The following is a 5,407-nucleotide window of genomic DNA, read 5'->3' on the forward strand; positions in this document are numbered from 1 at the left end:
AATTAAATTCCCTGCGGCGACCTACTCTCCCACACCGTTACCAGTGCAGTACCATCGGCCCTGAGAGGCTTAACTTCCGTGTTCGGGATGGGAACGGGTGTGACCCTCTCGGCATAGCCACAGAGAAACTCGTAGCTTGGGCATGACGCCCGCGCAATATGTTTCTCACAATCGCATTTCGTGTCTGTAGGATTTTTTGGCAGTGTATGATCGGGGGGTGGAGGTCCACCCCCCTCTCTAAGAATTTTTTATGGTCAAGCCTCACGGCCGATTAGTACCGGTAAGCTGAATGCATTACTGCACTTACACACCCGGCCTATCAACGTTGTGGTCTACAACGGGCCTTTAGGGGATTGCTCCCAGGGATACCTAATCTTGAAGGAGGCTTCCCGCTTAGATGCTTTCAGCGGTTATCCTTTCCGTACATAGCTACCCAGCGACTGCTCCTGGCGGAACAACTGGAACACCAGAGGTACGTTCAACCCGGTCCTCTCGTACTAAGGTCAACTCTTCTCAAGTATCCTACGCCCACGGTAGATAGGGACCAAACTGTCTCACGACGTTTTAAACCCAGCTCGCGTACCGCTTTAATTGGCGAACAGCCAAACCCTTGGGACCTACTTCAGCCCCAGGATGCGATGAGCCGACATCGAGGTGCCAAACCTCCCCGTCGATGTGAACTCTTGGGGGAGATCAGCCTGTTATCCCCGGCGTACCTTTTATCCGTTGAGCGACGGCCCTTCCATACAGAACCGCCGGATCACTAAGACCTACTTTCGTACCTGCTCGACTTGTTGGTCTCGCAGTCAAGCTCCCTTATGCCTTTACACTCTACGGCTGGTTTCCAATCAGCCTGAGGGAACCTTCGCGCGCCTCCGTTACTCTTTGGGAGGCGACCGCCCCAGTCAAACTACCCATCAGACAGTGTCCCCGACCCGGATGACGGGCCTGGGTTAGACATCCAAACAAACCAGGGTGGTATTTCAAGGTTGACTCCACCGAGACTGGCGTCCCAGCTTCAAAGTCTCCCACCTATCCTACACAAGCTTATTCGAATGTCACTGTCAAACTGTAGTAAAGGTGCACGGGGTCTTTCCGTCTTACCGCGGGTACTCGGCATCTTCACCGAGAATTCAATTTCGCTGAGCCACTGGTTGAGACAGCGCGGAAATCGTTACGCCATTCGTGCAGGTCGGAACTTACCCGACAAGGAATTTCGCTACCTTAGGACCGTTATAGTTACGGCCGCCGTTTACCGGGGCTTCGGTTCAAAGCTTCACCTTGCGGCTAACAAATCCCCTTAACCTTCCGGCACCGGGCAGGCGTCAGACCCTATACGTCGTCTTGCGACTTTGCAGAGTCCTATGTTTTTAGTAAACAGTCGCTACCGCCATTTCTCTGCGACCCTCTTCAGCTGTGCGAGCGAATCGCCTTCACCAAAAAGGGCATACCTTCTCCCGAAGTTACGGTATCATTTTGCCGAGTTCCTTAACCAGTGTTCTCTCAAGCACCTTAGGACATTTATCCTCACCCACCTGAGTCGGTTTACGGTACGGTCACCTGCTGTCTGAAGCTTAGAGGCTTTTCTTGGAAGCATGGGATCGACGACTTTACGGGGATACCCCCTCGTCATCAGTTCTCAGCGTTGAATGGAAGAAGGGATTTGCCTCCTCTTCCCGCCTACAACCTTAAACCTGGACAACCAGCGCCAGGATCGTCTACCCTTCTCCGTCCCCCCATCGCAACAACAGGTGGTACAGGAATATTAACCTGTTTCCCATCAACTACGCCTTTCGGCCTCGCCTTAGGGACCGACTAACCCTACGCAGATTACCTTTACGTAGGAAACCTTGGGTTTTCGGTGACAAGGTTTCTCACCTTGTTTTTCGCTACTCATGTCAGCATAATCTCTTGTGATACCTCCAGCCGTCCTCACGGTCGACCTTCGCAGGCTTACACAATGCTCCCCTACCACTTGATCCTTAAGGATCAAATCCGCAGCTTCGGTACTATGCTTAGCCCCGTTACATTTTCCGCGCAGACCCACTCGACCAGTGAGCTATTACGCTTTCTTTAAAGGGTGGCTGCTTCTAAGCCAACCTCCTGGTTGTCTGGGCATTTCCACATCGTTTTCCACTTAGCATAGATTTTGGGACCTTAGCTGGCGGTCTGGGCTCTTTCCCTTTTGACTACGGATCTTATCACCCGCAGTCTGACTCCCACAATAACAGTTAGCGGTATTCGGAGTTTGGTTAGGTTTGGTAACCTGGTGAGGCCCCTAGCCCATCCAGTGCTCTACCCCCGCTACTTACTTTGTGAGGCTATACCTAAATATATTTCGGGGAGAACCAGCTATCTCCGAGTTTGATTAGCCTTTCACTCCTATCCACACCTCATCCCCTGGCTTTTCAACGCCAGTGGGTTCGGGCCTCCACGAAGTGTTACCTTCCTTTCACCCTGGACATGGATAGATCACCCGGTTTCGGGTCTACCCCCAGCAACTAATTCGCCCTATTAAGACTCGCTTTCGCTGCGGCTCCGTTCTATGAACTTAACCTCGCTGCTGAGGGTAACTCGCTGACTCATTATGCAAAAGGCACGCGGTCACACTGGATTGCTCCATAGTGCTCCCACTGCTTGTAGGCATACGGTTTCAGGTTCTATTTCACCCTCCTCATTGGAGTACTTTTCACCTTTCCCTCACGGTACTGGTTCACTATCGGTCAGAGAGTAGTATTTAGCCTTGGGAGATGGTCCTCCCGGATTCCCACGAGGTTTCACGTGCCTCGCAGTACTCGGGGACACCCTAGGGTGACTCATGGTTTCGGATAAGGGGCTATCACCCACTATGGCCGGCCTTTCCAGACCGTTCTCCTACCAATCATCAATCCCACGTCGGGGCCCCACAACCCCGGAACCATCGAAATGGTGCCGGTTTGGGCTGTTCCGCTTTCGCTCGCCGCTACTGACGGAATCACTATTGTTTTCTTTTCCTGAGGGTACTTAGATGTTTCAGTTCCCCTCGTTCGCCACGTATGGCTATGTATTCACCATACGTTACTGAAGCATTACCTCCAGTAGGTTTCCCCATTCGGAAATCTCCGGGTCAAAGCCTGTTTAGCGGCTCACCGAAGCTTATCGCAGCTTACCACGTCCTTCATCGCCTCTCTCTGCCTAGGCATCCACCGTACGCCCTTAGTAGCTTGACCATAAAAAAACTGTAAATGATCTCACTGCCATGCATACTTCCCGAAACGACCTAAAGTCATTTCGGTTGCTACCTACATTCACTACTATGCAATTGTCAAAGAACAGTATCAGCACGATCCCCGAAGGAACCGGACCAAAATGGTGGAGGTGAACGGGATCGAACCGATGACCCCCTGCGTGCAAGGCAGGTGCTCTCCCAGCTGAGCTACACCCCCATTTCGGGTGAGACTAAATGGTGGGCCTGGGAGGACTTGAACCTCCGACCTCACGATTATCAGTCGTGTGCTCTAGCCAGCTGAGCTACAGGCCCAATCAGTAACGACGACGCGCTCGTCGTGGACCTGGCAGTCATCGCTAACCATTCATCTCTAACTTTTAAAGAACAAAAAACCTCGAATCAGCCGAGGCTTGGACTTTCAAAACTAAACAGTAGACGTCATATCAATTTGCGAGATTGACCTGGATAACCATGACCAGCATCTTACGTGACCGGAGTCACTGGCTGGTTAGGCTCCTTAGAAAGGAGGTGATCCAGCCGCAGGTTCCCCTACGGCTACCTTGTTACGACTTCACCCCAGTCACCGGCCATTCCTTAGGACGCTGCCTCCCTTGCGGGTTAGCTCACGCACTTCGGGACCAACCGACTCCCGTGGTGTGACGGGCGGTGTGTACAAGGCCCGGGAACGTATTCACCGCGGCGTGCTGATCCGCGATTACTAGCGATTCCAACTTCATGGAGTCGAGTTGCAGACTCCAATCCGAACTGAGACCGGCTTTTTGAGATTGGCTCCACCTCACGGTATCGCAACTCTTTGTACCGGCCATTGTAGCACGTGTGTAGCCCTGGACATAAGGGCCATGAGGACTTGACGTCATCCCCACCTTCCTCCGGTTTGACACCGGCAGTCTCACTAGAGTGCCCAACTTAATGATGGCAACTAGCAATAGGGGTTGCGCTCGTTGCGGGACTTAACCCAACATCTCACGACACGAGCTGACGACAGCCATGCAGCACCTGTCTTACGGCTCCCGAAGGCACCCCGATGTTTCCACCAGGTTCCGTAGATGTCAAGCCCAGGTAAGGTTCTGCGCGTTGCGTCGAATTAAACCACATGCTCCACCGCTTGTGCGGGCCCCCGTCAATTCCTTTGAGTTTTAGTCTTGCGACCGTACTTCCCAGGCGGAGAACTTAATGCGTTAGCTGCGGCACTGCAGGGGTCAATACCCGCAACACCTAGTTCTCATCGTTTACGGCGTGGACTACCAGGGTATCTAATCCTGTTTGCTCCCCACGCTTTCGCGTCTCAGCGTCAATATCGGTCCAGGTAGCCGCCTTCGCCACCGGTGTTCCTCCTAATATCTACGGATTTCACTCCTACACTAGGAATTCCACTACCCTCTCCCGTATTCAAGTCTCCCAGTATCCAATGCACTTCCTGGGTTGAGCCCAGGGCTTTCACATCAGACTTAAGAAACCGCCTACACGCGCTTTACGCCCAATAAATCCGAACAACGCTTGCACCCTCCGTATTACCGCGGCTGCTGGCACGGAGTTAGCCGGTGCTTCCTTTGTAGGTACCGTCAAGAAACTTGGATATTAGCCAAGCTCATTTCTTCCCTACTGACAGAGCTTTACGACCCGAAAGCCTTCATCACTCACGCGGCGTTGCTGCGTCAGGGTTTCCCCCATTGCGCAAAATTCCCCACTGCTGCCTCCCGTAGGAGTCTGGACCGTGTCTCAGTTCCAGTGTGGCTGATCATCCTCTCAGACCAGCTAACCATCGTCGCCTTGGTGGGCCATTACCCCACCAACTAGCTAATGGTACGCGGACCCATCCTGATACGGTAGCATATTCAGAGGCCACCTTTTCCTGCAGAGACCGAAGGCTCCGTAGGCTTATCCGGTATTAGCACCCCTTTCGAGATGTTATTCCAGATACCAGGGCAGGTTATCCACGCGTTACTCACCCGTGCGCCACTCTCACCAGAGCAAGCTCTGGATCCCGTTCGACTTGCATGTGTTAAGCACGCCGCCAGCGTTCGTTCTGAGCCAGGATCAAACTCTCCAGTTTAAAATGAAACCGGAAAATCCGATTCTAGTTTGAAACAACTGACTTGTTACATTTTGAAACTCGCAAATGCTGTTTCGTCTACTATTTAGTTTTCAAAGACCAAGCCGCCGTGTTGCGACAGACTC

General features: G+C 52.6%; 2 tRNA genes and 3 rRNA genes. All 5 read right to left on the minus strand.

The window, feature by feature from the left end:
• Window positions 1-8: 8 nt before the first annotated feature.
• Window positions 9-125 (minus strand): 5S ribosomal RNA (rrf, locus tag K7R21_RS20625).
• A gap of 125 nt (window positions 126-250) precedes the next feature.
• Window positions 251-3,209, minus strand: a 23S ribosomal RNA gene (locus K7R21_RS20630).
• 140 nt (window positions 3,210-3,349) lie between these two features.
• Window positions 3,350-3,425, minus strand: a tRNA-Ala gene (locus tag K7R21_RS20635).
• 18 nt (window positions 3,426-3,443) lie between these two features.
• A tRNA-Ile gene (locus K7R21_RS20640) sits at window positions 3,444-3,520 on the minus strand.
• Window positions 3,521-3,729: 209 nt separating this feature from the next.
• Window positions 3,730-5,282, minus strand: a 16S ribosomal RNA gene (locus tag K7R21_RS20645).
• Together the 16S, 23S and 5S rRNA genes with 2 tRNA genes alongside form the textbook arrangement of a ribosomal RNA operon.
• Window positions 5,283-5,407: the final 125 nt, after the last annotated feature.

The sequence above is a fragment of the Geomonas agri genome (assembly GCF_020179605.1).
Taxonomy (GTDB): Bacteria; Desulfobacterota; Desulfuromonadia; order Geobacterales; family Geobacteraceae; genus Geomonas; species Geomonas agri.